The following is a 25,132-nucleotide window of genomic DNA, read 5'->3' on the forward strand; positions in this document are numbered from 1 at the left end:
TATCTATTAGATTATGGGATTTAACGAGTCGGTGCTTATTTGTGACGAAGTCGATCCTATCTTGACCAAAATTTTAGAAGATAATGGATTAAACGTTTCATATGAACCTGAAATTACTGCTCAACAAATTTTAGAAAAAATCTCAAACTTCAATATTGTAATTGTTAGAAGTAGAACTATTATTACAAAAGAAATGATTGACAAAGCAGATAATTGTAAGATCATTGCAAGAGTTGGAGTTGGATTAGACAATGTGGATCAAAATGCAGCAAAGGAAAAAAATATTCGAGTAATTAATGCAGTAGAAGGAGCAATGAATGCTGTTGCAGAATTAGTTCTTGGCCTGATGTTGTCTCTTGCAAGACAAACTACACGAGGTGATAGAGCAATCCGAAATGGACAATGGCTCAAAAAAGAACTCAAAGGAACAGAACTGCGTGGAAAATATCTTGGGATTATTGGTTTAGGGAATATTGGAAAAAGATTGGCGAGACTTGCTCGCGGACTAAACATGAATATCATTGGTTATGATGTTATTTCAATTGATGAAGAGTTTTCCAAAGAAGTTGGATTGATGAAAGCTGATTTGGCTACTCTTTTACAAAGTTCTGATTATGTCTCAATTCATGTACCACTTCTAAATTCAACTTATCATCTTTTAGATGCACAAAAAATGTCTACCATGAAAAAAACTGCCAAAATTATCAATACATCAAGAGGCGGTGTAGTTGATGAAGATGCACTCTATGAGGCAATTACGAATGGGACTTTAGGTGGTGCTGCTTTGGATGTGTTTGAAAAAGAACCTGCTGTTGGACACAAATTAGCTGAATTAGACAATGTGATTTTAACACCTCACATTGGAGCCCAAACAAAAGAGGCACAATCGCTGGCTGCAAATGTGATCGGTGAAAAAATCATTCAGATTTTGCGTGGTGTAATCTAGATTTTCATACATAAGTTATGCGTGAGTTATAAAAATAAGTAAAAAAATTGACTTTTGCGTGATTAATTATACTCTCATTGTTTTTAACGTGTATTTGGAGGTGAAAATATTGTAATGAGTGACTATGTTGTAGAGAAATTAATCTCTAAAAGAACTTCTTTTCTTAATGTTAATACTTTTTTAAAAATCACGTTGGGCTTGGTGTTGTTTACAATTCTTTCTTTCGCTCTTGTATATGCAGAAACAATTTCAGTCGATGTTGATGGAACTACCTATGATGTAGAGTACACTGCAACTGGAATGACTGTGTCTGCAATTGAGGCTGACTTGGATTTCATCTCTTTGATTCTGGCAGTAGATGTTACTGATTCACCTGGAATTCTTGATATCACACTAGACCGCTCCTTCTTTGATTCTACTTTTAATGGATTAGATGAAGATTTTATTATTTTGGCAGATGGAACTGAGCCAACTTTTACAGAAACTACAAGTAATTCTCAAAGTCGAATACTCCGTATTGACTTGCCTTCAGGAACTGAAGATGTAGAAATTATTGGTTCTGCATTTGGAAATCCATCAATTCCTGTTGAAGAACCAGTAATTGAAGAACCAGTAATTGAAGAACCAGTAATTGAAGAACCAGTAATTGAAGAACCAGTAATTGAAGAACCAGTAATTGAAGAACCAGTAATTGAAGAACCAGTAATTGATGATAACCCCATTGTGACAACACCTAAGATTCAATGTGGTCCTGGAACTATTCTCAAAGATGGAGCATGTGTACTTGATCAAAGATGTGGTCCTGGAACTATTCTCAAAGATGGAACATGTGTACTTGATTCAACATCAAAGCCAACACAGACTTCTGTAAAAGGAATGGGTAAAGAACTGGTAATGGGAGTGGTAGTGGCATTTATAGTTGCTGGAACTGTTGGATTAATTTTGGGTATAATGTCTAAAGCAAGTAAGAGCAATTAGTCACAAGACAAATCTTCTACATTCATCATTTTATCAAAATCAAATCCTGAAATCTGAATATTTGATGCGTATGGAATTATTCCTATAATGGGGGTTTCCGTGTGTATTACAACAATGAGATTATTGGGATCAAGTCTTATATCTCCTCCATCAAATTCAAAATCCATTGACATGAAAATATGCTGAGCTGAAACAATCTCTTCTGATGAAAAAACCCCATCTTGTATAGTTGATGAGAATGGATTGATCGTTAGTGGTTTTACCGTAAATGTTCCTATGTGCTTTGCTTCATAGAATGTTTTTACTTCTAATTTCTTAAAACTCGTCCAAAATGGAGTTGCATTACAAAACTCCATATTCCCTGAATTAGACAATGTAAAAAAAGAAAATGTTCCAGGACCGTTCCATCTATATTCCATCTGCTGAATTCCAATAATATTCAATCCTGAAACTGCAAAAGGTATGACGATTACTATAATTGCTGTTATTGTGATGATGGTGTGTTTATTCATATTTCATTTTCTGTCTCTATTGGAAATTCGATAATGTTGCGATTTACTAAATAGTTTATTGCCTTACTGAGTTCATCATCTGTGATTGATTCCTCTACCCACCAGTATCCGATATTTTTTACCCATTCTGGTATCTTGATACTATACACATTACTCTCATTGATTTCAAAAGGTATGCTGACTAGTTTATTATCTACATATCTTTCAAATGCGTCCATTAGAAATCCATCTGAAATATTTCCTGAAAGCCAATTACTCATTATCGGTTTTATTAATTCTGGAATGCAAGTATTATCTGAATCAATTAATTCAAACTCTGCTGTTACCTTACTATTTTGATACTCAACATCTATGAAATATTTACCTAATGGAAACACTTCTTTTTCAAATGGAATCAATGATGGAATTGGATTCTCTAAACCAGTGATCTGAATAGGAATTGCACTACTTCCTTTTCCTGCCTCATCTCTTATGTGTATGATTGCAGGGTTTCCTGTAACTTCTGAAACTTTGATCGTATAAAATAATTTTTCACAATAAGTGTATGTTGTTTTTTCCATAATTATAGAGACTGTTTGTTCTGCATGTACTTGAGGCAAAAATACAATGACACAAAGTGCAACAAATAATGCATATATTTTCATCAACATCTTAGTTTGATCTGCTCAATAAAAATCTCCAATCCATACTGAGGAATCTTTTTTAACCACTCAAGTGTGTTTTATTTATCGAGTTTTCTGCGGAAGCAAACTCTTTGAGTGCGTGGACTGAAACCCCACTCAAGAGAATTTTTATTAACTAACATTAATTGGGTGTCGTCCAAAATGAAACACTAATCTTACTTCTATGATTAGATAATTACAAGTTGTCATAAACATGACAACATTAAAATATTATCTTGGTGAGCATCATATCGTGAAACAAAAATCTGTTTTGGATTCGATATCATTTCAGGCACTTCCTAGAGCCGAAAGACAAGTGACCTATTTTTGTAGATTGTGTAGAAATTATGGAATAAAAACTAGAAAGGCACATCTTCAAAATCATCATAATGCCTCTCGTGATACAGTGACTAAGCGTAGTAATGGTGATTTAGTAAATACTATATTCATAGAATCAAAATAGTTCTCTAAGCATTTGAGTTATTAATGGGAATTTCATCAATTCCGTTATGCCTAGTATTCAAGATCAAAGCTGGATCAAACTTTGGAAAGAGAACAGTCCTGAAATACGTGATCGTGTAGTTGGGTGGCGAAAACAAGCTGCAGTTACTCGTATTGACAAACCAAGTAGATTACAAAGGGCTAGAAGATTAGGCTACAAAGCAAAGCAAGGTATTATCGTTGTTAGGATGAGGGTTGGTACTGGTGGTATGAGAAAACAAAGACCCACTGGTGGCAGAAGACCAAAACATCTTGGTGTTACAAGAATAAAGGCTGACGATGATATGAAAACTGTTGCAAATAGAAGAGCTATTCAAAGATATCCAAACATGAAATTTTTAGGCTCTTACTTTATCTATAAAGATGGAAAACATTATTGGTTTGAAGTCATCTTGGCCGATCCATTACATCCAAGAATTATTCAAGATAAAGAATTAAACAAACGAATATCTCATACTGCATAAGTTGAAAATTGTATTTTTAATTCCACTTACATTTCTTCTTGTATTGACTCCTGCTTATGGTCAATTATCTGATGCAACTGGATTAGTAAATCGACTACATGTGGAATCAAACGGAAATATTTTTGAAGTTGAAGTCGTTTCAAATTTTGAAATTTATAATTTTGAATTTGATGTATCTGAAGATAGATTGACTTTACATATCAATAGTGGATTAAAAAATAACTTAGGTGAATTGCAAATTCCTAAGGACCTTTTGGGAAGTAATCTTACATTTAATCTAAATGATCAGCAATTTTTTCCAAAAATAAAATCAAATGAAAAAATCTCTTTTGTAACATTGAACTTTACAGGAACTGGAAATAACAAATTGGATATCTCTGGACGCACTAATCTTTCCGGACTAACTGATATGGAACAAAACGAATTCATTTTTGCCTCTGAAGAACCAGAGGATGATTATTTCTGGTGGTTACTATTGGCAGGTTCATTATGTGTTTCAGGATTCATTATAGCGGTGAAGAAAAGAAAGAAATCCTTGACTAAATGAAATTTACTATTTTATCCAATCTGTAAAAAATTCTATGTTGGAATTCATATTTGTCCTACAACTTGATAGTGATGCTTTTAGTTCATTAACACAAAATACAATCAAATGTCAGATTGTGCTCATACCTGGAGAAAAAAACTGCGATTACAGAAATTAATGATTATTGCAAGAAAAGAATTAAAATCAGGCAAAGATGTCTCTCAAGTCTATAAAATACTTGATGAACAAATGAGTATTCGTTGGAGATTTGTCAGTACCACTAAAAAACAGTATCTTGATGATGTGACAAAAATTTTGACAAATCAATATGTTTTGAACATATGATTTAGTTTTCGTTTAATAATTTTTGAATCATCGTCTCAATATGTCCTGCTTGTCCAAATGAGACATCTCTGAGTATTCCTTTTCTATCTACTAGTATTGTTGATGGTGTTCCTTGAAGAGCAAATTTTTCAAAAGTTTCTGCAGAATATTCTTTTGATTTCATGTAGCTTTTTACCTTCTCAATGATTTGTTTTTTGTATTCTTCCGGTTGTGAGTCAAATTCAGGAATTTGTGGATAGATAAATTGTAAAATTTTTTCTTGACTTATTTCCTCAGATGTCTTTGTTAAATTATCCATCGCTAATGGAAATGGTATCTTAAATGGTAACTTACCATCCTTTAATTGACCATACATTGAAAGTGCGTTTTTTGTTTCTCCAATCACCTCACCTGTTTCTACAAGCATCTTCAAATTATCCAATGTATTCTTGTCAAAATCTTCAAAGGCAGTTGCAATCCCTAAAACCCGCACTCCTTCATCTTTGTACTTGTTGTAAATGTTAATAGCCTCTGGAATTGCATGCATGAAACATCCAGGACAGTTTACCTGAAAGACTTCAACTAGTACGATATGATCTTTTTCTTGTTCAAAGTTTGTTGGAGCACCTTGTACCCATTCTGAAACTCCAAAATTTGGTGCCTTTTCACCAATTATTGCACTCATCGCGTACCATTATTTTTTTTCCATTAAATACATAACTCTACTAATTTTAGATCCTTTTTCAAGTAGCCTAATATAGGACACAGAAAATTCAAAAACAAATTGCAAGTAGTAACTGATGAACGATTAGCGCTTTTTTCGGAAATGGAATCAAAATATGAGCAAAAAAACACTGATTATTTTGTTTCTCTTTTGGAACATCCTGATTATGTGATAAGAACAAGGGCAACTTGCATTTTAGTTGATTTTGGTGGAGAAGATAAAATCCCATATATTGCTAAAGTCTTAAAAAATGATGAAAATGAATTGGTACGACATGAAGCCGCCTTTTCTTTAGGTCAGATGTCATATTCTAGTGCAATTTCGCCACTAGCAGATGCAACTCTTAATGATCCTAGCATGTTTGTGAGACATGAGGCTGCAATTGCTTTGGGTGTTGTTGGAAATAAGGAGGCAAAAGAGACTTTGCTAAAGGCATTAAATGACACAGATATATCAGTAGTAGAATCTGCAGTTGTAGCACTATCTAATATTGAATTTATGGAAAAGTTAAGTAAGAATGAAAAGTTTGCAAAGTTAACAGGTGGATGAGATGAATTTCGCATACGGGGTAATTGTAATTGTTGGTATTTTAGTTGCAATATCAATTGGGTTTATTATAATGGATCCCAATTTTATTATTGAACCACGAGTTGTTGAAGAGAAACCTAGTCCTTGTACTTTGGAATGGATACCGATGTGTGGTATTGATGGTGTAACGTATGGTAACTTATGTATGCTAAATGCTGCTGATATAAAATTAGCACACAAAGGTGAATGTAGTGTTGATGCCCCCATAGTCAAACCACGAGTTGAAACTATGGAAAAAGAAATCTCAGTTCATCCTAATATCCTGACAAGTGTAGCAACTGTTGGTGATAGTTTGTCAATTGAAGTTGAATTTAGATCTGATGATGGCATTATCGTAGACCACGTAAATTACGATATTTTTGCTACCCAAGATGGAAATACAATTCTATCGGAGATTGGTTCTCATAGACATCCAGGGAAACATCCAATTCATGAAACTAAATTGTTAGGTGAATCTGATGTTGAAATTAAAGTCATTATTCAAGGCTTAGGTCATGATGAAGAAATCACTGGACCAAAAGGACATGAACATATGATTACTGTGACTCCTCAAGTATCACAAGTTTCTGTATCTTCTGGAATGGTTGTAGTACCAGAGACTTACATTGTTTCTACTTCTCAAGGATCTAGCATTCCAGGATGTGAAGATACAAATTCTTGTTATTTACCATATGAAATTACAATATCTGCTGGTGACAAAGTTACTTGGATTAATGATGATTCAGCAACTCACACAGTAACTAGCGGAAATATTCCTGATGGTACCGACGGAGTATTTGATTCTGGATTGTTCATGGCAGGAACTACTTTTGAATTTACATTTGACAAGGCAGCAACATATGATTATTTTTGTCTGGTTCATCCCTGGATGACTGGTAAAGTAATTGTTAATGAAGTTAAAGACATGATAATTTCAGAACCTGAATCCATGTCTATTCCAACAAAGGAAGAACCATCTTCTGAGTTGGAAATGATGGATACAACTATAGTTTCAATTCCAATAGGTGTTGCAGTTCCAGGATGTGAAGATACAAATTCTTGTTATTTACCATATGAAATTACAATATCTGCTGGTGACAAAGTTACTTGGATTAATGATGATTCAGCAACTCACACAGTAACTAGCGGAAATGCTAGTGCCGGATTTACTGGAGTATTTGATTCTGGATTGTTCATGGCAGGAACTACTTTTGAATTTACATTTGACAAGGCAGCAACATATGATTATTTTTGTCTGGTTCATCCCTGGATGACTGGTAAAATTACAGTAACGTAGATTTTTTATTCTATGGTGATATTAACTACTAATCATTTTTTCCATGTTTACACTATTTGCCATATGTAGTAATGTATTCTAAATCTGTACAAGGTCGTCTTTGATCAGGAATAATGATTAGTTTTACACTTTCTACATCTTGCAATAACATTACCTGATGTTTTTAATTCCAAATAATCCTTTAAAACAGAATGTACATTAAATTTCTATTTTTGTTCTTTGATAAAATCTACAATGGAAAGAATTTTTCCCATTTCTGCAAGATGACCATAACTCTTTTTCCCACGACCAATTATCGATTTTTTTAATGGTTCATTGTTTACGGTACAAAATAATAGTTTTCCATTATCTAGAGGAATTGATATTCTCTTTATCTTTTCATACGATGAAATAGAGTACAATCCTGAACCTATATACTGTTTAACATTGGTATTTCCTTTCCAGCCGTTGAGTGCTCTCATAATAGTTTGTTTTGTCTCTTCAACTGGAACAATATTTTTCAATCCCTTTCTTTGACTATTCCACAAAATTTCACCATTAGCATCAGCTACGGCTGCAAATCTAATGGACTCATTGAAATCCATTAACATGTTTAGGAGTTTTTCGTACTTGTCCATAAATTATATGATTCATTTCTGTTAATAAATATTCCAAATGATCTCTTTAGTGTCTAACTGTTTGAAATTGTCTCATTATTGAAACGAGCATCTTCAGTTCTACTCAAATGTGTTCACAAAGTCAACTATGGATAATATTTTTCCCATTTCGACCATCTTCCCATAACTTTTCTTTTTTGTATTTTTCATAGGTGTGTTATCTACACTCATAAACAATAAGTGAAAGGCATCAATTGGAAGCGTGACTCTTTTTGTTTTCTCAAAAGATGTAATATGGTACAATGGATCTCCTAACGCATTACGATCTGCAGCCTTACACCTATCAATCCAATCATCGGATTCTCGTTTTAGAGCCTTTTTGGTTTCAGCTATTGGGACTTGAAGTTTTGCGTCCTTTCTTTTAGAATTCCATAATATGTCTCCTGATGTATTACTAATTATTGCAAGTCTAATTGATTCATCAAAATCCATCAACATATTGAGAACTTTCTCATATCGCCCCATGGATATTGTATGATTCTAGATAATAAAAACAATTTGTTAAAATGCTGTGAAAGATTAACTTATATCTGATTTTGGAATTATATTTAACATGGGAAGACATTATGAAGGGTTTGTAGGTGAAGTTTGGGAAGAATTCCCACAGCTAGCTGAATGGCATGATCTAGATCCATCAGTTCTTCCAATGTGGACTATGGATCAGTTTATTGAGGCTGGATATCATAATTTTCATGCAGAAAGAAAGCAGTTGTTTCATATTAGTAAATTAATTGAAAAATACGCTCAAGAGAATAGTCAGCCACTACTTGCAACTTTTGAAAAAATTGCAAGATATAAATTTGTTCAAAAAAGATATCAGAAACTAATTGAGCAGATTCCAAAGATCTGGGTTATAGCAGATTTTGATGAAACCCCTATTGATACCCCTCAAAAAATTGATGTAATAAATTGTAATGATACTATTCTCCATGATGTTTGGAGTGTAATAACTAGAGGGCCATTTGGACCATTTGGTTTGATAGCAGAAGAATACGAGAATGGAAAATTCAGAGGTTTTTTTACTTTAAATCCAACTGTATGCAGACATGCTGTTGGTAAAATGGGTAAAATTCTAGGTAAGAAATTTACTCTCCAATGATTTTTAGAAATCAGTTTGTGAAAATTATTTTATAAAATCAATCTTTGATCTTAGGCTTTGATTCATCTTGTTTATTACATTTTGAATTACTTGAGTACTAATTGAAAAGAATCCTGAAAACTTACCATCTCCCATATCCTCTGCAACTAAACCAAATGGACCGTTAGGACCTCTAGTTACTACTATCCACATATCTGAAATATTTGTTCCATCACAACTAATGACTTCAGCTACTCTAGGTGGTTGAGGCTGTAAAAATGGATTGTTGAAATTTCCAATAATCCATGCTTTTGGTATTTTCTCAAGAATCTCTATATAGCGATCTTCAACATACTTGAATCTCTTTTCAGTCTCGAACGCTGCCAGTAGTGGAGCATTATGTTTTACTGCATAGTTCTCAAGTAAAATGCTAATTCTGTATAGATCTTTTCTTGAGGTGGTGTACCTTACATGCCCTGCATTCATCCATTCCTCTAGTGTCCAAAGAATATTATGATCAGTAACATCTGTTTCTTTTATTTCTGATAAAGCAGGAAACTCCTCGTATATCTCTGCCAAGAAACTGTTGTATCTTTGGTTCATGACGTGTTCATTCATTCATGATATTTAACCACTGTTATTCTAATTTTCATCTAGTTGCTCATAAAATAGAATCACAAAAAACTAAAGATATTTTCAAATTATAATAATGATTTAGATATATTATCTGTATTGTTACTTATACTTAGATTGCTATAGCTTTACTACCTTGTTCTGTAGATTCAAATTTGTAAATTTGCTCTACTGTTGAATCTTCGAAGATTTCTGTGTCATGTGTGATTATTAGAAATTGCATTTGTGATTCCACATTTGAAACATTTGATAATTGTGATAAAACCCCTACTAGTAATTTTTTTCTTTCAGCATCTAGATGAGTTGTAGGCTCGTCAAGAATCATTAAATTCAGATTTGATGCACCTAGAAGACTGGCCATACCTAATCGTAATGCCAATGCAACACTTACTTTCTCCCCACCACTAAGTGATTCTAACTCTAATGTCTCATTTTTTGCATAACATGTAATGGATATGTCTCTAGTTTTTTCTGATAATGAAATTCTTTGAATTTTTGTATTAAGCAGTGTGAGGTACTCTGAAGATTTGGCAGATATTGTATTTAATGCCCATGATCTTAGACTTGTTGCAACAGGTCCATCTCTGCTAAAAATATTTGTCTGAATCTCATCTAGGTTTGTTATGTATTCTTTCACAATTTTTAGTTCTGAAATTGTATTTTGAATTATTTTGATCTGATCTTCACCTTTAGAAATTTTTTCGGAAATTGCGCCAATTAACTGATCAATTTGAGATAATTGCATTTGTTTTTCATCAACTGTTTTTTTGAGATTCAAAAATTCTTGTTCATTGAATCCACTGATTTCAATTTCCATCTTTGAAATATTTTCAAATATCATTTTTGCATGAGAATCAATTTGAGATATTTCTAGTAAGCTTCCTTCTGATGAGGGAATTTTCTGTTTTTTAATTTCTATGTCTCTCTGAATCTTCATTAATTCTTCTTTATTGCTAATTGAATAAGCCCTAAGTGTTGCTTCTGCATCTCTAGCATTTTGTAATTTTTCTGAAAATTCTTTTCTTTTTTGTACGTACAATGTCTTATCTTTTTCTATTGAATTAATTTTTTCTTGTATTGTGATAATTTCTTGTTTGATGTGTTCTTCTTGAAATAGCGGATTTAATTTTTCTACATTTGAATCACAAACTGGACATTTGTTATCTTTTAGGTGAAGTTTGGATGCCAGCAACTGTTTTTCCTTTAATGATGCTATTTGGTTACCGTATTCCTGAATTTTCTTTACGGTATCCTCAATTGCCTGTTCTATTTTTTCTATTTTAGATTCCAAGTCTGTTTTTAGATTTGCATGCTCAAAACATCCTTCACAATCATGTATCTTACGCTCATTTTCATTGATTTCATGTTGAATTTCCTGGATTGCCTCTTTTGCATATGATGCTAATTCTTTTTTTCTTAATTCTAGCTGATTAATTTTGTCAATTTTTGGAGATTCTGTTTCTATTTTTTTTCTTAATTCATTAACTTCATTTTGTAATCTTTTTTGTTCTAATTCTAATTTATTTTTTTCAGGTATTCTTTCTTGAATTTCTTTTTTATTTTGTTCTAAATTTCGTACTAGTATTTCTATATGTGTATCGTCATATCCAAGATCACCTCTTATTTTTTCACGAAATACTTTATTTACTAATTTCATTGATTCTGATGCTACATCAAGTTTATCAATTCCTATTATTGCATTGAGTAACTCTTTGAATTCTTTTGGTTTTGAATTGATAATTGTATTTAATTCTCCTTGTTGTACAATTGATGCTATTTTTAATTTTTCAAAATCCAAACCAATAGTTTTTTCTATCTCTTGTGTCATCGACTCACCAAATTGTTTTCTTTCACCTGCAGCAATTTCCATTCGTTCATCTCCTAATATTTCTGAAAATGTTGCAGCAAGACTTCCCTTGCTATCTATTTTTCTAACCGCCTCGTATTGTTTTCCATTTATTGAAAATCCTATTTTTGAAAATCCTTGATTTGCCCCTCGTTTAATCAAACTTTTATTTGATTTTCTAGTATGTTGTCCAAACAATGCAAATGTAATTGCATCTATAATGCTAGATTTTCCTGCACCATTATCTCCAACAAAAACTGTAACTCCGTTTTCAAATTCTAATTTTGTATTTGAGTGTGCAAGAAAATCTCCTAACTCTATTGATGTGATCATAAATTTTTCTCCTTTTTGAATTTTTCAAAATTTTCAAAAATTATTTGTGAAGCTTCTTTGATTTCACCTGTTGCTAAGATTGGAAGTAATTCTTTTATTGCAAAATTTGCTGATTGTTCAGAACCTAGAGCATCAACTGATAATCTGTACATTTCATCGTCAATTACACTTGGTCTGTCTAAGAATACTGATGAATCTGAAACTTGTTTTGTGTTGATTCTCCAAAAACATCTAAGAACAAGCGAATTCAACCTTGCAATTTGTATCTGAATATGTTCTGTTTCTATACTGTCTCCTTGAATTTTTATCTCCACTATTGGCTTTTTTGTAGTGTTAGAAATTTTTTCTGAAATATCATCGATAGTTTTTACTAATTCTTCATATTTGGTTTTAAATGAAAACTGTGGTCTTATATCAAGCTCAACCCAATTTGTTTTTGCCTCTTTAGAAGAAATGTCAACTTGGAAAAAACCTTTCTTTGTTTCTTTGATTCCCTCACTAGTAGTTGACTCTATTGATCCAGGGTATGCTATTGGTCCGTTAAGATGATTAAACTCTTTGATATCTTTATCATGAAGATGTCCCATTGCATAATATGTGAAATTTTTAGGCAAGTCTGTTGATTGCAGTTCTCCTGCAAATTTGTTGAACTCTGTAATTCCTTGATGCAAAACTAGAATCTTGTGTCCTGAATGGTTCTGTGCAATTTTATCTATATTTTTAAATTTATCCTCATATTGTGAAATTTCTGCTTTTCTAATTTTATCAAGTCCTACAATCAGCGAACCCTTGTATTCAAATGGATTTCCTTGACCTATATATTTTGAAAATCCTAGATTGTGATAAACATATGGAATTGGAGTTGTTCTTATTCTACTGATGTCATGTTCACCCAAAATAAAAAATGAATCAATATTATTTTCTTTTAACCGCTTTAATCCATTTGCCATTTGTACAATTGCAGTACCATTTGGGTTAGGTACATGAAAAATATCCCCTGCAAATATTACAAAATTCACATGATCCTTTATTGATATGTCTATTGCTTGATTGAATACATCATACACATCTTGCATTCGTTCCTCTGAGCCATATTGTACTAAACCCAAATGTGTATCTGAAATATGAGAAAATAACATTAGTCTAATAACAAGTCTTTTTGAACAAGTCCCTGTGTTGATTCCACTGCAACTTCATTCATTCTGTTTGCCCTTGCCCATGCATTGACTGCACTTTGATCTGCTCCCATTATTTTCTCCTTTACTTCTTCCACATGCACTAGCGATGGAAGATTTGTCCATTGCCCGACAAGAATCGCATCTCCAACATTGAGTGATGTTAATTGGGCGATTAATTCCCGGCTAGTTGATTCTGTTGCTGAGGCTATTTGGCGCTGATCATCCTCCTGAATGATCTTCATAATTGCAAAAGAACCCATCTGACTTAATATGTTTAGATCAACGCTTCGTGGTCTTTGTGACACAATTCCTAGGCCTAACCCAAACTTTCTTCCCTCTCTTGCAATTTTTGCAGCCCAATATTTTGCACTGGTATCGTGTTCTTTTGGAATGAATACATGTGCTTCTTCTATAATTACAAAAATTGGTGAATTGAATCTATACGCTCTTTCTCTCTTTGCCTTTCCATGTTTTGCAATACTTGCATCTTTTCTGTCTTTGAGTAATTGTTGCAAGTAAAATGCAACTGCAACATTAGCCTGTTTTTCTGAAAGCTCTGAAATATTGAGAATATTTGTCCTGCCTTCTTTTATAAAACTAATTGGATCCCCCATGTTAGGATCTAAAATATCTTCAAATCTTCTTTGGGCTTCTTCTATAATATCTTGAACTCTATACGCAGATGTTCTAATTTCTTTTATTTTTTTATCTTCTGAATTTACTATAAAATCTACTTCATTTTCTAATTTAATCCAAAATTCTTTTGATTCTCTAACTTGTTTTGTAAATGCCATTCTTAAAACACGTTGTTGGACATTGGCACCATCTCTTATTTCTAAAACCTCTGAGAATTGATCTGCATCTAATAGTCGTGGATTTATCTTTGCATCAATTATGTTGATCCGAGGGATGTTGAGAGATGTATAGTCGTTATGATAATCAAAAATTACTATGGTACCGTTTAATTTTGAAATCTGTTTTGTAACTAATGAAACTAGATTACTTTTCCCCATTCCCGTCATTGCTAATATTCCTAAATGTCTTGAAACAATTTTATCTAAATTCACTTTTGCATCAATTGTTTTGTTTCGTAAAAGACTTCCAATTTTTACCCATCCTTCTTTTTTTGGACTGAAGATTTCTTCTAGGTCTTGTTTATTTGGTAAAGTAATTTCTGCGCCTGGAATTGGTGGGATTGCTGGAATTGTTGATTGACCTCTTCTTAAACTCTCTAAAAATCCTAAAACTCCAATATGTGCAGTGAATGTCTTGTCTCTCTTGTTTAATTCTGCAATCTCTATACTTTCTTCAGCTTCATCAAAATTCCTAACATCTGTAAATGCGGCACTTGATACTGAGGATCTCTCGACTAATCCGAGAACTTCACCTTCGTCTGTATTAATTTTGATGTATTCTCCTACTGAAAGAGCTCTTGATGTTATTGCCGTGACAAATGTGGGTTTTGATTCCCCTATGACATAACCTAAACTCAACCTAATACCTCACGTGAACCTATCTCATTACTTAATCCTAATAAACTGACCATTTTTGCAAGTTCCTTATCTGATATTTTACAGTTATTATGAGCAAGCTTTAATGCATAAGGATATCCACCTATACTGGTCTTATACAATTTGTTCAATAATGATTTGATCTCTATTTCATCATGATCATTTCCTAATAATTCTAACTTGATTATAGGTGTGGAGTCACTAAGTCTAACAAATGTTGATGATATTACTTTGTTCGAACCATATTTTTTTTCTACAAATATTTTGCTAAACCCTGGACCTTTTGTTATATGATTGTAATAAAAAATATCCCCTGCCAGAGAACCTAGACTTTCAAATTGTTTCTTTGTATTTGATGTCTTTGCAATAAATATTACATTATTTCGCTTCTTCATTGTTTTAACAATTAGTGTATCTAGTGATGATTGTCTTGTCATAAATTGAGAATGAAGTGAGCCATCCATTAAAACCAAGTCTACTTTATCCACTGTCTGTTCACATGCATCAATCTCCATCTTACTTGCGATTCTTGAAAGATCTGTATCTGAACCCAGACCTGAATCATGCAGATCCACTAGTACTTCACCATCTGATTTGATCGAAACTGCAGTAGTTGCCCAAAGCTCAATTCCTTGAAATTTAGTATTGTTAAAACTACTATCTATGCCTGCCATTGATACTTCTTCTTTTATAGGCGTAAATTCTATCCAGTTTTCTCTTGCTTTTTGTAAAATTTGTTCAAATTTTGGTCCCCTTAAAATAGATAGTATCTTCTCTCTGTTGATAATTGCATCCTTGTAAACTGTATTTAGCACAACAATACTTTGTTAGTTTGAATAAAATCTTTAGGTTATACTGAACTTTGACAAACTAGTTCTCTCAAAACCACTTACCCAATTCTGCCTTTTAAGATTACTTTTTCACTAGTCCCAGAAGGTGTGCTAGTGTCGATGTATCTAATTTCGTATGTGTCTCCGATGTGGATTGTTTTGCCATCTATCTCTCGAGGAATCTTGATTACAACTTCAAATGTATTTGTGTTGGGTCCTGTCTCTACAAGATATCCTCTGTTTGCATCGAATTTTGGATTGGCAAGCGTACTTCTAATTCCACCTTCGCCTCTGAATTCTAATTTACTTAACTGTATTTTGTCTTCATTCTTTGAATCTCTGTTTGCATCAGGCTCGTAAATTCTTACAGTAAATTCATGACCTATTCTAGAACCTCCTCCGGATGATTCAATACTTGCAAATGTCTTTGTAAGAGGAATAGATTTTACTACCACTCTTTTTTCACCAGCGTAATCAGATGCATCTAAATATTTTATCAGGACAATGTCTTCTTGATTTAGTGGTTTTCCATTGATAGTATCAGGTAAGTCAAGTTTGATGTAAAACTGACCCGTATTTGATCCCGTCTCAATCATATTTTTGGGACCGCTAATTGGAACACCATTAATTGTGAATTCAAACAATCCCTGGGTTGATATCACCTCTACACCATCATGTGCCAAATTCAAATCTTGATCTGTAATGTAAAAATTCACTGTTGTCATACTTGATGCAGGTACGGTTTCTATTTCTTTTTCAGATGCATAAACTGATTTGATTTCTCTTGACAAATCTGCAAATTTCACTGGGATGAATAGCATTCCTGCTTTTTGCATTTTTTCTGCTGTTCCTTGTTTTACACATGCAGCCAAACCATTTATTCTTATTATTAACTCCAATCCTTCTTTACATATCACATCTTCTGCTGGCACCCCTCGTTTCATCTGTTTTCTTGGTGAATCTGTATCTCCATTTGCTGGAAATCCTATTGTAAATATGATGATTGAAAAAACAATCATCAAAGTAACATTCTTGAGATTATGCCTCATCAGTAACATTCTTGAGATTATGCCTCATCAGTAACTCCTGGAATTATTTTGTTAAAAAACATTAAGAATAACTCCTTCTAATAACCGCATCAAGTCTCCGATTTTATTATATTTATTAAATACTAATTTTTATTACCTGCTTAGTATTACTGTAATCTTGCTATTATTGTTGTGTATATACATTCGGCGTTGCATTTACAGATTATATTTTTCACACTGATATGTTTACAAAACACCTTGACATCTCTCAATTAGAATCTGATAAAGTCTCTAAGTTTTGATTACAAATAATATGATCTCTTATGACATCATGAAATTCTTGATGTACTAAAACCAAAAATGTTTTCCCAATACTATCTATGAAAATAAATAAGAAAAATTGTCTCTAGAAATTCTAATAATGAATACTGAAAAAACTGATTTCTGGGTGAATCCCTAATTCTGTGATTTCTTCTGAAAATGAAAATTTTATAGTTGATGAGGGTGAACGCTATATGATTTTGATGAAATTTACAAATGATTATGTTATTGAATTTTTTATCCATCAAGATAATGAGAATATGAACATTATAGGTGCAAATGTCTCCTCTGAGTTTGGAACCATTACAGTTATGATTTTTGGAATTTCGATATTGAGGGTAATTTACTATTTACGCAGATCCTCTGACATTATCTTAACTAGAATTAATTAAGTGATGATTTTTAGTATTATTGCTTGAAAAGAATAGGTTTACTTGGATGTGGTGCAATTGGAACTCAAATTGCACTTGCAGTTGACTCAGGTAGTATACCTGCAATTCTTACTCACGTGTATGACAATTCCAAAGATGCTGCAAGCATGCTAGTTTCAAAACTAAACACTAAACCTGAGATAGTTGAAAACTCACATCTTTTGTCTTCTCATCCTATAGATATTATTGTAGAGGCAGCCTCTCAAGATGCTGTAAAAGATGTTGGATTGAGTGTTTTACAAAATAAGAGAGACTTGATGATAATGAGTGTTGGTGCATTACTTGATGAATCCATATATGATGTTTTGTCTGATGCATGCAGTCATTTCAAAAAAACAATCTATCTTCCATCGGGAGCAATTGCTGGATTGGATGGAATTAAATCCATAAGACATGAATTAGAATCAGTATCGATAACTACAACCAAACATCCTCGTTCCCTTAAAGGTGCAAAATTTTTTGAAACCTCCCAAATTAATCTGGATGTAATTGATTCCCCTGTTATTGTCTTTGAAGGCACTGCAAAAGAAGCTGTCCAATTATTTCCTGCTAATATCAATGTTGCAGCATTATTGTCTTTGTCTGGGATTGGCAGTGAGAAAACAAATGTCAAAGTTGTAGCAGATCCGAACACTGATAAAAATACTCATCACATTGAGGCTACCGGTAAATTCGGAAAGATGACTTTTACCATTGAAAATATCCCTGATCCTAATAATCCAAAAACAAGCAGGTTGGCAATTTTATCTGCAATTGAAACTCTGAGAAAATATTGTTCAGATGACATTCAGATTGGTACCTGATGTGGCAATTATTGCCACATTTGCTTGTTTTTCAGAGAATTCAAGACTATTTCCCATTCTTTAAATTCATTCCAAATCAAGTTCGTGTGGCTTATGCTTGTGCAACAATCCTCAGCACTCAAAGATGAAATACTGAGACTGAAAAAAGAAAAAGACGTTGTGATACTAGCTCACAATTACCAAATTCCTGATGTTCAAGATATTGCTGATTTTACTGGTGATTCCTTAGGCCTTTCAAGACAAGCCGCTACCGTTAGCCAAAAAACCATTCTATTTTGTGGTGTAAATTTCATGGCAGAGACTGCCGCAATAATCAGTCCTGAAAAAAAAGTATTGATTCCTGATCTAGAAGCTGGGTGTTCATTATCTGACTCTATTACCGTTGATGAACTAAGAGATTGGAAGAAAAAGCATTCAGGAGCAATTACTGTTGGTTATGTAAATACAACTGCCGAGATTAAAGCAGAACTTGATTATTGCTGTACGTCATCAAATGCAGTAAATGTTGTTAGGGCAATTCCAGAAGATAAAGAAATTTTATTCTTACCTGATATGTTTCTTGGTTCCTATGTTGCAAAGATGACTGGCAGAAAAAACATGCATATTTGGGCAGGTGAATGCCATGTCCATGCAGGAATACGAGCTGAAGATGTTCAAGAAAAATTAAATTCTCTAAAAGATGCTGAATTTGTAATTCATCCCGAATGTAGCTGCACTACGTCAATGATGTATGATGTCGCAGATGGCAGTTATGATGAGAATAAAGTATCAATTCTTTCCACTGAAGGAATGCTTAATCATGTTCATCAATCAAAGTCAAATAATTTTGTTGTTGCAACTGAAATTGGTATACTGTACAAAATGAGGCAACAAAATCCTGGAAAAACATTCATTCCTGCATCTGATAAAGCAGAATGCCAGTACATGAAAATGATCACACTTGAAAAAGTGTATGATGCACTAATTCATGAAAAAAATATAGTTACCGTTCCAAAAGAAATTGCTGACAAGGCACGTTTGGCAATTAATAGAATGCTCGAAATCAATTAGACTGTATTGTTATGGTTGGATTATTTTCTAGGATTGACAAAGATCCTCGAAAGAAAAATAATGTCCAAAAATTAAAGGAAATTAGAAGTCTAGTCCGGGACAAAAAATACGATGAGGCACTAAAAATTGGTATAAAATATCTACAAAAAGTTCCACACAATCATGATGTTTTGTTTATTGTTGGTGGAATTTACTATATGAAAAACAAATACTCTATTTCTATCTCTTATTGTGATAAAATTTTGGATATTGCCACATATGATGTACCTGTTTTACTTTTGAAGGCATACTCCCACCAGAAATTAGGTGAAAATAAACGAGCAATTCAATGTTGTGAGAAAATCAGAGAAATTGATCCTAAAAACAAAACCGTGTCTGAACTTATGAGACAACTTGACTCTTAATTTCAATAGGCTTAAGTTTACAATGTAATTGAATAACCTCTATGGGTAGTTTAGTAGATTTCAATATCGCACAATCGTCATCATCTAATATGAGTAATATTAAATGGACAAAAAAAAGATCCATTGATAAAAAACTAAAAAGTAAAAAGAAAGTAAAAATTTCACCTTCTAATATAATTTACACGGAGACTTATGTTAATCCATCTGTCAAAAAAGTCTTCATAGTTAAAGATTCTAATAAACCCAAAAATAAAATGAAAAAAATATCTAAAAAAGTCCAAAAAGCATCTGCATCCAATTGTAACATCAAACAGGGATTCAAAAGACCTGGACGATAATCTGAAACTATTCAATATCTTAAATTACTAGAATTATCTTACTAAAGATCTGACCATTGATAAAACTAGAAAAATTGATTCTGAAAAATTAAAAAAATTACAAAAAGATGAAAAAACAAGAAACGATGCTAGACGTAAGGCTCAGAAAAAAGGTGCAAGTATATCTACCGATAAACCAAAGCTGAAAAGTGGCAAACTAACAAAACCTGCACGAAAAAGTCCTAAAAAACGAGTTTCAGTTAGATAAATTATCTTCTGAATATTAAACTGGTTTTATTTTGTGTAGTGTAGGTTTTTCTTTCCGTATGTCATTATACAACTAGGTTTTGCCTACAAACCTTGTAACGGCAAATTTTGGTTAAAATCCTCTGTTATAAATAATATGGATAAGTTGAATCTTTTTTTCTGTGAATTTTCAAAAGGATCTAATCATTTTTAAATATCTATGTATGCTATTGACCAATCAAGATTTTTAAGAACATCATTTGATGTATTATATTTTTAATCTTAAAAACTAAATCTCTAAACTCATATCAATTCCTTTGACTGCATTTGTAATACTGCCAACTGAAATGATGTCTACTCCCGTTTTTCCGTATTTTGAGATATTCTTGGAGTTAATTCCACCTGATGCCTCTAGCATTACATTATTTCGTAATTTTTGATTCTTGAGACTCTGAATTGTTTTTCTAATTTGTTCTGGAGTAAAATTATCTAACATTATTATTGTTGCGCCTTCTTTTGCAGCAAGTATTGCATCTGAAGTATTCTCAACTTCAACTTCAAATTTTTTGTATTTTTTCTTTGCTTTTTTAATTAATGATGTCAATGAGTCTCCTACTGCAATATGATTGTCCTTTATCATCACCATCTCATCTAGTCTTAATCGATGTTTTTTACCTCCTCCTATCTCTACTGCTTCCTTGTCAAAATATCTTAATCCTGGAGCTGTCTTTCGTGTAGCATACACTTTTGTTTTGGTTGGAATCTTTTTAACCATTTCATTTGTCTGAGTTGCAATACCACTCATTCTTGTAAGTAAATTTAATGCGGTTCTTTCACATGTGAGGATTTTTCTTGCATCCCCTGTAATTGTCATTAAAATTTCATTTTTCTTTATTTTTGAACCATCTTTTTTTAAAATGATACTATTACATCCCTTTAGTTTAAAAATCTCTTTTGCATAAGATGCACCTCCCACAATTGCGTTTTCTCTTGAGATGATCCTGGCAGTTATCTTTTTCTTTGATAAAAGAGCACTTGTAATATCCCCTTTACCTATATCTTCTGCAAGAAATTGTAGTAATTGTCTTTTTGAATTAAATACCAACATATTATCAAATGTTAATGTAATTTTAAAGATTTAGAAGTTTTCTATGTAACCTTGATAGCGTACTTACCTTTTTTTGTGATTCCAAGTGTCTTTGAGATTTCAGAATTTGTTGGATCAACTACAAGTACAACTCCAGTCCAATCTGGTGTTAAATCAGATGATTTACAATTTGGACATACTTTAAGAGTTGTTACATGTTTGCATTTGCGGCATGCCATCTCTCGTGCCATCTTAACTTGCCTCTATTTTTTCTTTTTTTGCTGGTTCATCTTTTCCACCTTCAGCCTTCTTTATTTCTTCTTTAATCCAATCCTCTGCTCCAAGGAATGGCTGTCTGCATGTGATTCCAATCTTGCCCATTGCAGCTGCTTTACCTAATGATACTGCAGTAATTCTTGCCCGAAGTGTTGAACTAACTTTAAGTGTTCTTCCACTTTGATTAGCTAAAATCATTCCAGACTTTACATCACTCTTGAGATAATCATCCATCACTTGTGATAAGTGAAGTAATGCATCAGTTGGACCTATTCTTACAAATGCACCAAAATCTGTAATGTCTACAATTTCTCCTTGAACAATTTCTTGTAATTTAGGATAAAATGTTAATGCCTCAAATTCAACTTTATGGAATGTTCCGCCGTCACCTGCAATCATCTTTCCCATTTCGTCAACTTTGGCATCTAAAATCATGATGATATATCCTAAATCTGCATTAATCATACTCTCGTATTTTTCTTTGAGAATGTTTACTGCAGCCTTTTTGAGTGTAGTTCCAAATAAGCTTGGAGGAATCCTTACGACATCAACTAGGGTGGATATAGAAAACAATTGTACTGTTTTTCTTGAATTTCAATTTATGAATGTTTAGGTGATTTAGGCTTGGATTTTAGAATATTTTACTATTTTTGCAAATAAACCACGGTTTCTTTTCATCTTTGACTTATGTTTAACATAGGTATGCTCACGTGACTGAACAAAACTCATTGTTTGCTGTGGTATATTTTCTCAGGATTTTCTTGGAGGACTTGCCCATCATTCAGATCTGTATAGATGATTTTAGATAAGATGCAATGCATCTTCAAGATAGAAGAACCCATAGATAAGATTGGATTCAGATTTAACTCCAAAGCCACAAATTGTAGGCTAACATCAAGATCTGCTTACCCCTTACTTTGTTGCGTTTTTTCAAGTCTTTTTTCCAATTTTCATTATAGTTAATAATTTTCTTTTTCTTCTATTCTGGTCTAATTGATTCCACAAAATCAATTATAATTGGCACATCAAAAGGAATTATCTTACTGTACCTTTCATAATAGTATGATTTTATATCTTCATGTGGTTCTAGTTCTTTTTCATTGATTGTGTGTGATTCTATTCCTACGCACCTCAATATCTCACACTAACTATTTCATGATGATGAAAATTATCTCTTATGATGTCTTTTCTGTTTTGACTTTATTGTTCATTAAATAACAATTATCGTTATCAATAGTTCTATCATTCACTTTCTTTTTACTCTAAAATAGATTTTATTTTTTCATCACAAAAAGGATAATTATCAATTGATGTAAGAATATCTTTTTCTACGATGCCAAATTTTCTACTCTTACTGCTGTAGAAATTTACAGTTAAAACACACTTCTTTATTTTTTCACAGTGATCATCTATTTCCCATTCATTTTTAAATTCAGTAAAAGAGACATTTCAAAAACTTACATTTACTTTTGAAAATGGATTTCCATTATCTGAACTACATTTTAGGATCTCATAAAGAAATAATATGTCTTGGTTGTAAAATGACAAATATCTTGGATCTTGATATTGCGATTACTGAGATAACTCCAATCAACAATACAGCTAATACAACTAGCCCAAACTCTGGTATGACAAAGGTACCAATAATTTCAATCTCTTCTGTATTTTCTGTAAATTCTACCGATATGGTTCTCTCTATGGGTGTAGCAATTTCGTCAAAATCAACTTCCTCTTCATCAACTAAAACATAAAAAGAATCATCCATATCTCCTAATTTTGCGTCAATTATGTCGCGTGGTAAAGTAATTGAGAGCATTCCCTGTTTAGTTGTATCTATCTTGATGATTAGCGATTTTGTATCTGGATAAATGTCACGTATACTGCCTTCTGTTATGTTATAGTTTAGCATTATTTTCTTATCATCAACATTCATCAAAAATTTAGTTGGCTCAATACTTGTCTTGTTTTCAGATGTATCTGGAGTTTTTGCAATAACACTATCCTTCTTGTTTTTCAAGAGTTGTATGCCTGCATTTTCTGCAGAACTTTTCGTATCTGTGCTGTCCTTTACTGTTATGACTCCATTCATCCATGGATAAATGGTGCAAAAATACTCAAAATTACCTGGTGTTGTAAATACATGGAAAAATACTCCGCCTGCTCTTATTCTCTCCGAAAAGAATTTTCCATCAGTTCCGTTTTGAGCAGTTCCACTAGTCACTGTATGTGATGCATAATCTCCATTTATCCATGTTGCACTAGACCCTTTGTTAATCTCTATATGATATGGGATGAAACATTCGTTATTTTCTTGGCATCTGGGATTTGCTGAACCTGCAGATATTCGTATTGTTTCAGCATATGTGGGAAGAACTAATGATGAAATTATGACTAATATCATTCCATAAAGTATTATCTTTACCATCGAGTTCAATTAGACTTGAAAACAAAAAAGCTTTCTAATCTGGGATATTCAAAACTATTGTGTATCTTATACATTGCCCCTATCTGACAATCGGGTTTGTAGTAACAAAATATTTCAAATTAAGAAAATAAAATCAGAATAAAACTTGCAATTAATTCTCTCATTTTGCCATTTTTGGTCAAATGATTGGTAATTAAATGGTATTCAATTCAAACATTTGTAAAAATATTCATAGTCATGCTTTTTAATTATAATCGTCTACATGAAGAATGACTAGAACAGAAAGAAGACGAGATACATCACGCCCTACAAGAGATGGAAAACATAATCCAGTGTGTATTAATCCTGATTGTAAGGATTGCAACTAATTTTTATTTTCTCTTTTTTGAAATATCTATCTTGTTATTTTTTTGTAATTTTTGCTTTACACTAAAAGTTGAGAGTACTTCTTCAGTCAACTTGTCAAAGTGTGATGCAAAATACAATGCATTAGAATATACCATGATGTATTACTAGTGTTAAACTGATACAAGAGTATTATGTGTGTGTTCTAAACGTTTGTTTGTTTTTTCTACAAAAATGATTAGAAAAATAAAAAGATCAGAATTTTCTTTCTCGGAGGTAAAAATATAGATAGTAATCAAAACCAAGTAGTTATCTAATGACAACTCTATGTTCTGGTTCCAATATCATGTCCATACATTGATATTTTTACTGGTTGATTACTATCTATAGGAAACTTGTTACTATGAAATAAAAATACTACTTTGGTAATTCTAAACGTTTGTTTGATTTTATTACAGATGATCTTTTATATTCAAATCAATATTGTTGTGTGATAACTTCTATAGCTAGTTATTGAATAATCCTTTTGATCACTAGCCATTCGTCGAATAATATTTACTACAATTGGAATTCTACATTATTTTTTTTATATAATTAATTGATTTCATCTTTTATCTACGTCCATTTCTCTCTTCAATTTGGTGGCTGAATCCACATGGGCCAGGACATCCTTTTCAGTTCTAAAATAGACTCAATCTAAAGGACTTCTAATGGCTTAATATAGAATCTGCCATCGGTTACTACCTTTGACTAAGAATCTAAAAAACTCATTCATAAGTAAATGAAAAATCAGAAAATTGTCTCCCTGATTTTAGATATGGTCCATAACTAAC

The 25,132-nt window shown here is 32.5% G+C and carries 31 protein-coding genes; 14 read left to right on the forward strand and 17 right to left on the reverse strand.

The features are described from left to right. The first annotated feature begins 13 nt into the window (after positions 1 to 13). Both OEM44_06835 and OEM44_06840 read left to right on the forward strand, forming a co-directional pair. Complete coding sequence (locus OEM44_06835; GenBank protein ID MDH3516513.1) at positions 14 to 946, forward strand: D-2-hydroxyacid dehydrogenase; 933 nt, start codon at positions 14 to 16, stop codon at positions 944 to 946. 114 nt (positions 947 to 1,060) lie between these two features. Further along, positions 1,061 to 1,924 carry a hypothetical protein gene (locus tag OEM44_06840; GenBank protein MDH3516514.1) on the forward strand — a complete coding sequence of 288 codons (864 nt, stop codon included), beginning with the start codon at positions 1,061 to 1,063 and terminating at the stop codon, positions 1,922 to 1,924. Here OEM44_06840 and OEM44_06845 read toward each other — a convergent pair. Together OEM44_06845 and OEM44_06850 are read right to left on the reverse strand one after the other, a co-directional pair. Further along, entirely contained in the window at positions 1,921 to 2,436 is a 516-nt protein-coding gene (locus tag OEM44_06845) for a thr operon leader peptide (GenBank protein MDH3516515.1), read from the reverse strand. The two genes, OEM44_06840 and OEM44_06845, sit on opposite strands and share 4 nt — an antisense overlap. Next, the gene (locus tag OEM44_06850) at positions 2,433 to 3,080 is read right to left on the reverse strand and encodes a hypothetical protein (protein ID MDH3516516.1); all 648 of its coding nucleotides are present in this window, start codon (positions 3,078 to 3,080) and stop codon (positions 2,433 to 2,435) included. The genes OEM44_06845 and OEM44_06850 overlap by 4 nt, the downstream gene beginning before the upstream one ends. Before the next feature lie 271 nt (positions 3,081 to 3,351). Here OEM44_06850 and OEM44_06855 point away from each other — a divergent pair, with 271 nt between their 5' ends. The 4 genes from OEM44_06855 to OEM44_06870 all read left to right on the forward strand — a co-directional run bounded on the left by OEM44_06855 (position 3,352) and on the right by OEM44_06870 (position 4,934). After that, positions 3,352 to 3,561: a hypothetical protein gene (locus OEM44_06855; protein ID MDH3516517.1), complete on the forward strand. Its 210-nt coding sequence runs from the start codon at positions 3,352 to 3,354 to the stop codon at positions 3,559 to 3,561. Between the two features lie 46 nt (positions 3,562 to 3,607). After that, positions 3,608 to 4,063, forward strand: coding sequence for a 50S ribosomal protein L15e (locus tag OEM44_06860; GenBank protein MDH3516518.1), 456 nt, complete (start codon positions 3,608 to 3,610; stop codon positions 4,061 to 4,063). Between the two features lies 1 nt (position 4,064). Then, positions 4,065 to 4,610, forward strand: a complete 546-nt coding sequence (locus OEM44_06865; GenBank protein ID MDH3516519.1) for a hypothetical protein — start codon at positions 4,065 to 4,067, stop codon at positions 4,608 to 4,610. A 105-nt stretch (positions 4,611 to 4,715) separates the two neighbouring features. After that, positions 4,716 to 4,934, forward strand: coding sequence for a hypothetical protein (locus OEM44_06870; GenBank protein MDH3516520.1), 219 nt, complete (start codon positions 4,716 to 4,718; stop codon positions 4,932 to 4,934). 1 nt (position 4,935) lies between these two features. Here the strand turns inward: OEM44_06870 and OEM44_06875 are convergent, their stop codons facing one another. Then, the gene (locus OEM44_06875) at positions 4,936 to 5,598 is read right to left on the reverse strand and encodes a redoxin domain-containing protein (protein MDH3516521.1); all 663 of its coding nucleotides are present in this window, start codon (positions 5,596 to 5,598) and stop codon (positions 4,936 to 4,938) included. Between the two features lie 99 nt (positions 5,599 to 5,697). On the opposite strand from OEM44_06875, the gene OEM44_06880 reads away from it, so the two are divergent. After that, on the forward strand, positions 5,698 to 6,186 hold the full coding sequence (locus tag OEM44_06880; protein MDH3516522.1) for a HEAT repeat domain-containing protein: 489 nt from the start codon (positions 5,698 to 5,700) through the stop codon (positions 6,184 to 6,186). A 1-nt stretch (position 6,187) separates the two neighbouring features. Further along, positions 6,188 to 7,501, forward strand: a complete 1,314-nt coding sequence (locus tag OEM44_06885; protein ID MDH3516523.1) for a plastocyanin/azurin family copper-binding protein — start codon at positions 6,188 to 6,190, stop codon at positions 7,499 to 7,501. A 206-nt stretch (positions 7,502 to 7,707) separates the two neighbouring features. On the opposite strand, the gene OEM44_06890 is transcribed toward OEM44_06885, so the two are convergent. Both OEM44_06890 and OEM44_06895 read right to left on the reverse strand, forming a co-directional pair. Next, the gene (locus OEM44_06890) at positions 7,708 to 8,118 is read right to left on the reverse strand and encodes a hypothetical protein (protein MDH3516524.1); all 411 of its coding nucleotides are present in this window, start codon (positions 8,116 to 8,118) and stop codon (positions 7,708 to 7,710) included. Positions 8,119 to 8,217: 99 nt separating this feature from the next. Continuing rightward, positions 8,218 to 8,622, reverse strand: coding sequence for a hypothetical protein (locus tag OEM44_06895; protein ID MDH3516525.1), 405 nt, complete (start codon positions 8,620 to 8,622; stop codon positions 8,218 to 8,220). Between the two features lie 88 nt (positions 8,623 to 8,710). Here OEM44_06895 and OEM44_06900 point away from each other — a divergent pair, with 88 nt between their 5' ends. Continuing rightward, the gene (locus OEM44_06900) at positions 8,711 to 9,256 is read left to right on the forward strand and encodes a hypothetical protein (GenBank protein MDH3516526.1); all 546 of its coding nucleotides are present in this window, start codon (positions 8,711 to 8,713) and stop codon (positions 9,254 to 9,256) included. A gap of 24 nt (positions 9,257 to 9,280) precedes the next feature. Here the strand turns inward: OEM44_06900 and OEM44_06905 are convergent, their stop codons facing one another. The 6 genes from OEM44_06905 to OEM44_06930 all read right to left on the reverse strand — a co-directional run bounded on the left by OEM44_06905 (position 9,281) and on the right by OEM44_06930 (position 16,615). Next, a complete protein-coding gene (locus tag OEM44_06905; protein ID MDH3516527.1) occupies positions 9,281 to 9,838 on the reverse strand; it encodes a hypothetical protein in 558 nt (185 codons plus the stop codon). 142 nt (positions 9,839 to 9,980) lie between these two features. Then, the gene (locus tag OEM44_06910; GenBank protein MDH3516528.1) at positions 9,981 to 12,047 is read right to left on the reverse strand and encodes an AAA family ATPase; all 2,067 of its coding nucleotides are present in this window, start codon (positions 12,045 to 12,047) and stop codon (positions 9,981 to 9,983) included. Beyond that, on the reverse strand, positions 12,044 to 13,186 hold the full coding sequence (locus tag OEM44_06915; protein MDH3516529.1) for an exonuclease SbcCD subunit D: 1,143 nt from the start codon (positions 13,184 to 13,186) through the stop codon (positions 12,044 to 12,046). Before OEM44_06915 ends, OEM44_06910 begins: the two co-directional genes overlap by 4 nt. After that, complete coding sequence (locus OEM44_06920) at positions 13,186 to 14,718, reverse strand: ATP-binding protein (protein MDH3516530.1); 1,533 nt, start codon at positions 14,716 to 14,718, stop codon at positions 13,186 to 13,188. Before OEM44_06920 ends, OEM44_06915 begins: the two co-directional genes overlap by 1 nt. Continuing rightward, a complete protein-coding gene (locus tag OEM44_06925) occupies positions 14,715 to 15,551 on the reverse strand; it encodes a DNA double-strand break repair nuclease NurA (GenBank protein MDH3516531.1) in 837 nt (278 codons plus the stop codon). The genes OEM44_06920 and OEM44_06925 overlap by 4 nt, the downstream gene beginning before the upstream one ends. A gap of 74 nt (positions 15,552 to 15,625) precedes the next feature. Next, positions 15,626 to 16,615 (reverse strand): hypothetical protein, encoded by a 990-nt coding sequence (locus tag OEM44_06930; protein MDH3516532.1) that lies wholly within the window; start codon positions 16,613 to 16,615, stop codon positions 15,626 to 15,628. Between the two features lie 443 nt (positions 16,616 to 17,058). Here OEM44_06930 and OEM44_06935 point away from each other — a divergent pair, with 443 nt between their 5' ends. From OEM44_06935 to OEM44_06955, 5 genes are all read left to right on the forward strand, one after another. Continuing rightward, positions 17,059 to 17,307: a hypothetical protein gene (locus tag OEM44_06935; GenBank protein MDH3516533.1), complete on the forward strand. Its 249-nt coding sequence runs from the start codon at positions 17,059 to 17,061 to the stop codon at positions 17,305 to 17,307. A gap of 23 nt (positions 17,308 to 17,330) precedes the next feature. Then, the gene (locus OEM44_06940) at positions 17,331 to 18,149 is read left to right on the forward strand and encodes an aspartate dehydrogenase (GenBank protein MDH3516534.1); all 819 of its coding nucleotides are present in this window, start codon (positions 17,331 to 17,333) and stop codon (positions 18,147 to 18,149) included. Between the two features lie 93 nt (positions 18,150 to 18,242). Beyond that, positions 18,243 to 19,199, forward strand: a complete 957-nt coding sequence (gene nadA / locus OEM44_06945; GenBank protein ID MDH3516535.1) for a quinolinate synthase NadA — start codon at positions 18,243 to 18,245, stop codon at positions 19,197 to 19,199. Between the two features lie 11 nt (positions 19,200 to 19,210). Further along, the gene (locus OEM44_06950) at positions 19,211 to 19,603 is read left to right on the forward strand and encodes a hypothetical protein (GenBank protein ID MDH3516536.1); all 393 of its coding nucleotides are present in this window, start codon (positions 19,211 to 19,213) and stop codon (positions 19,601 to 19,603) included. 41 nt (positions 19,604 to 19,644) lie between these two features. Next, complete coding sequence (locus OEM44_06955; GenBank protein ID MDH3516537.1) at positions 19,645 to 19,941, forward strand: hypothetical protein; 297 nt, start codon at positions 19,645 to 19,647, stop codon at positions 19,939 to 19,941. A gap of 514 nt (positions 19,942 to 20,455) precedes the next feature. Here OEM44_06955 and nadC read toward each other — a convergent pair. The 6 genes from nadC to OEM44_06985 all read right to left on the reverse strand — a co-directional run bounded on the left by nadC (position 20,456) and on the right by OEM44_06985 (position 24,457). Then, the gene (gene nadC / locus OEM44_06960) at positions 20,456 to 21,274 is read right to left on the reverse strand and encodes a carboxylating nicotinate-nucleotide diphosphorylase (GenBank protein ID MDH3516538.1); all 819 of its coding nucleotides are present in this window, start codon (positions 21,272 to 21,274) and stop codon (positions 20,456 to 20,458) included. A gap of 41 nt (positions 21,275 to 21,315) precedes the next feature. Continuing rightward, positions 21,316 to 21,504 carry a transcription elongation factor Spt4 gene (locus tag OEM44_06965; GenBank protein MDH3516539.1) on the reverse strand — a complete coding sequence of 63 codons (189 nt, stop codon included), beginning with the start codon at positions 21,502 to 21,504 and terminating at the stop codon, positions 21,316 to 21,318. 1 nt (position 21,505) lies between these two features. Beyond that, positions 21,506 to 22,102, reverse strand: coding sequence for a DNA-directed RNA polymerase (locus OEM44_06970; GenBank protein MDH3516540.1), 597 nt, complete (start codon positions 22,100 to 22,102; stop codon positions 21,506 to 21,508). A gap of 406 nt (positions 22,103 to 22,508) precedes the next feature. After that, complete coding sequence (locus OEM44_06975; GenBank protein MDH3516541.1) at positions 22,509 to 22,664, reverse strand: hypothetical protein; 156 nt, start codon at positions 22,662 to 22,664, stop codon at positions 22,509 to 22,511. A 375-nt stretch (positions 22,665 to 23,039) separates the two neighbouring features. Next, positions 23,040 to 23,954, reverse strand: coding sequence for a PEFG-CTERM sorting domain-containing protein (locus OEM44_06980; protein MDH3516542.1), 915 nt, complete (start codon positions 23,952 to 23,954; stop codon positions 23,040 to 23,042). A 371-nt stretch (positions 23,955 to 24,325) separates the two neighbouring features. Continuing rightward, positions 24,326 to 24,457: a hypothetical protein gene (locus tag OEM44_06985; GenBank protein ID MDH3516543.1), complete on the reverse strand. Its 132-nt coding sequence runs from the start codon at positions 24,455 to 24,457 to the stop codon at positions 24,326 to 24,328. Positions 24,458 to 25,132: the final 675 nt, after the last annotated feature.

Origin of the sequence: Nitrosopumilus sp. (genome assembly GCA_029862745.1) — an archaeon.
Taxonomy (GTDB): Archaea; Thermoproteota; Nitrososphaeria; order Nitrososphaerales; family Nitrosopumilaceae; genus Nitrosopumilus.

Coding starts and splice junctions, on each gene's coding strand:
- OEM44_06895 (MDH3516525.1), bottom strand. CDS start 8,622: ATGGGGCGATATGAGAAAGTTCTCAATATGTTGATGGATTTTGATGAA.
- OEM44_06860 (MDH3516518.1), top strand. CDS start 3,608: ATGCCTAGTATTCAAGATCAAAGCTGGATCAAACTTTGGAAAGAGAAC.
- OEM44_06885 (MDH3516523.1), top strand. CDS start 6,188: ATGAATTTCGCATACGGGGTAATTGTAATTGTTGGTATTTTAGTTGCA.
- OEM44_06950 (MDH3516536.1), top strand. CDS start 19,211: ATGGTTGGATTATTTTCTAGGATTGACAAAGATCCTCGAAAGAAAAAT.
- OEM44_06845 (MDH3516515.1), bottom strand. CDS start 2,436: ATGAATAAACACACCATCATCACAATAACAGCAATTATAGTAATCGTC.
- nadC (MDH3516538.1), bottom strand. CDS start 21,274: ATGTTGGTATTTAATTCAAAAAGACAATTACTACAATTTCTTGCAGAA.
- nadA (MDH3516535.1), top strand. CDS start 18,243: ATGCTTGTGCAACAATCCTCAGCACTCAAAGATGAAATACTGAGACTG.
- OEM44_06835 (MDH3516513.1), top strand. CDS start 14: ATGGGATTTAACGAGTCGGTGCTTATTTGTGACGAAGTCGATCCTATC.
- OEM44_06955 (MDH3516537.1), top strand. CDS start 19,645: ATGGGTAGTTTAGTAGATTTCAATATCGCACAATCGTCATCATCTAAT.
- OEM44_06900 (MDH3516526.1), top strand. CDS start 8,711: ATGGGAAGACATTATGAAGGGTTTGTAGGTGAAGTTTGGGAAGAATTC.
- OEM44_06915 (MDH3516529.1), bottom strand. CDS start 13,186: ATGTTATTTTCTCATATTTCAGATACACATTTGGGTTTAGTACAATAT.
- OEM44_06980 (MDH3516542.1), bottom strand. CDS start 23,954: ATGGTAAAGATAATACTTTATGGAATGATATTAGTCATAATTTCATCA.
- OEM44_06930 (MDH3516532.1), bottom strand. CDS start 16,615: ATGAGGCATAATCTCAAGAATGTTACTTTGATGATTGTTTTTTCAATC.
- OEM44_06890 (MDH3516524.1), bottom strand. CDS start 8,118: ATGGACAAGTACGAAAAACTCCTAAACATGTTAATGGATTTCAATGAG.
- OEM44_06905 (MDH3516527.1), bottom strand. CDS start 9,838: ATGAACCAAAGATACAACAGTTTCTTGGCAGAGATATACGAGGAGTTT.
- OEM44_06910 (MDH3516528.1), bottom strand. CDS start 12,047: ATGATCACATCAATAGAGTTAGGAGATTTTCTTGCACACTCAAATACA.
- OEM44_06840 (MDH3516514.1), top strand. CDS start 1,061: ATGAGTGACTATGTTGTAGAGAAATTAATCTCTAAAAGAACTTCTTTT.
- OEM44_06985 (MDH3516543.1), bottom strand. CDS start 24,457: ATGGTATATTCTAATGCATTGTATTTTGCATCACACTTTGACAAGTTG.
- OEM44_06965 (MDH3516539.1), bottom strand. CDS start 21,504: ATGGCACGAGAGATGGCATGCCGCAAATGCAAACATGTAACAACTCTT.
- OEM44_06850 (MDH3516516.1), bottom strand. CDS start 3,080: ATGAAAATATATGCATTATTTGTTGCACTTTGTGTCATTGTATTTTTG.
- OEM44_06875 (MDH3516521.1), bottom strand. CDS start 5,598: ATGAGTGCAATAATTGGTGAAAAGGCACCAAATTTTGGAGTTTCAGAA.
- OEM44_06870 (MDH3516520.1), top strand. CDS start 4,716: ATGTCAGATTGTGCTCATACCTGGAGAAAAAAACTGCGATTACAGAAA.